Consider the following 2,010-nt stretch of genomic DNA (forward strand, 5'->3'; position numbering starts at 1 on the left):
AAGGACTTGATTTCTTGTATGGCTTCTACTCTCGGGAAGAAAGCGCCAAAGACTTTCTTCTCGATTATGGAATTGTGATGCATGAAGATGAGTATGATGGTGATGCTTTCGATGAGGCATTTATTAACTGGAGTTTAGACTATGATCAAATAACCCAGTCTTCTTTTGAGGCTGAGATGTTAGCAAATTTATTCAAAATTTGAGTTATGTCTTCTTATTTTTACCTTTTTTAGCAACCGTTTTTCCTTTTTTGACCACAGGATAGCGAATTCGTTTGTTTCTTTTTTGCCCAGTTTTCCATCCGGTAGATTTTCCACGGGGTTTGGGAGATTGTGCTGGAGTTCCAATCTCCACCAAAAGTCCTAACATCGACTGTGCAACTCGTCCAGGCGTTAGATTCAACTGGGATTTTTGCCAGGGAAGATGGTGTTCTTGTACTATATCTTTGGCTAACCACAGTTGCCAAGTCATCAATGGCATCAAATCACTCCACCTTTCACATTGGTGTGGTGTACTTAAAGCTGGTAATGTCCAATGTAATCTTTGTTTAATAAATCGATACCAATGGTCAACGGCAAAACGCCTCAAATAGTTTTTCCATAGCCTTTCTAGTTGAGGCATTTGTTGGCCAATGAAAACTAACCACAAGGGTTTTTGTAATGAGCCTTTTTTATTTGGGGAAAGTCGCTCAACTAGAATCAGGCTCATGTCTACAGATGGAGAGTTACGAAAATGTAGTTGTAACCATTTTCGGACTTTTATCTCTCCTAGTTTTGGGTCTTCTATCTTAACAGTTTCACTAGGTTCCCACCAGGTGGATTCTTCATTCAACTTAAATTTATCTCCATGTTTTCTGGGTCGCCCTCGACCACTATATTCTCCCGGTTCTCCCCATAAGCAACAATTGGAGCGAATTCTTATTAAGCAATCTGCTTCAATATCGACTGTTTGATTGACCCAAGAAGCATTTCCATATTCACTATCGAGTAAAACTAAAACTGATAGCTTTAACCTTTTTTTTACTTGTTTTAATTGCCAAGCCGCCTTACTAATAGGAGTTTCAAAACTTGTAATTCTTTCATGTCTTAACGGCAGGGCCCAACTCCCTTTTTCTTCTGGTATCCATGCTAAGGTACTATAACTGTGTCCAATCTTGACTTTTTTCCCTGCAGATGGTGAGTGATGATACCCTCGGTCTTTCAAAGTAGGAGAATCTACTCTTGGACTCGATGTATGGTCAATCGCCATAGTTACATATAATGATTCATCCTTATATTTTGGTATTTCTTCGATATACCTCTTCATTAATTTTTGACGATTAGGACGACAATCTTGTAAGGCTTCATAAGCAGAACACCATTTTCTTCTAAATAAAGAAGACAGAGAAAAATCAGCTAAAGAATAAGCCGTTCTGGTAGTTAAGACCGCGTCGATTAAATCGAAAGTTGCATCTTTAGCTAATCCCAGAACATTATAAGTATCAGTTCTGAATTTTTGTAGTCTACTTATGCTAGTATCCATTTGAGGGAGTATCTTTAATGTTTTAGTTTTTCAATTTTCTCCCTTTTTCTTCTTCTAATATCATGAATATTTGTAAACGATAGGACGACCACACTCGTGAGTCAGCCCAGCTTGATTGACCTTGGCTTTTAGGCCACGCTACGGGAATGGTCAGGCTGATCGGAAGCAAGTCTATGTTGCACAACAGATGAACTATGACCATAACAGCAAGCTAAAACCCATGAGAGAGGTGGAAAATTAGTACAAATGTGCTACATAAGTGACATGCTCCCCCCTGATCGCCATAGGCGGTGCCCGAAGCAATTGCACTTCTGGGGAAAGCTTACACAGTCTTGAGAGACCAAAATTAGTCTAAACTCCAGTTACGGATGCGTTTCGGGAAAAGTTTAGCAAGTCGGGGTAGTTGATCAGAAAATTTTTTACCCTATTGACCCACTCATACCACCTTGCTTTCTTGCCATGGTACTTCCTGGGATTGATAGGGGAGAT

The 2,010-nt window shown here is 39.6% G+C and carries 2 protein-coding genes and 1 pseudogene; 2 read left to right on the plus strand and 1 reads right to left on the minus strand.

Features of this window, described 5'->3' with window-relative positions:
- Positions 1 to 203: pseudogene (locus tag F6K49_RS44075) on the plus strand (hypothetical protein); the annotation flags it as partial.
- A gap of 1 nt (position 204) precedes the next feature.
- On the opposite strand, the gene F6K49_RS44080 reads toward F6K49_RS44075, so the two are convergent.
- A complete protein-coding gene (locus F6K49_RS44080; protein WP_293030703.1) occupies positions 205 to 1,521 on the minus strand; it encodes an NF041680 family putative transposase in 1,317 nt (438 codons plus the stop codon).
- A gap of 115 nt (positions 1,522 to 1,636) precedes the next feature.
- Between F6K49_RS44080 and F6K49_RS44085 the strand changes: the two genes are divergently transcribed.
- Positions 1,637 to 1,762, plus strand: a complete 126-nt coding sequence (locus tag F6K49_RS44085) for a hypothetical protein (RefSeq protein ID WP_293030705.1) — start codon at positions 1,637 to 1,639, stop codon at positions 1,760 to 1,762.
- Positions 1,763 to 2,010 lie beyond the last annotated feature (248 nt).

The organism is Moorena sp. SIO3I6 (genome assembly GCF_010672095.1).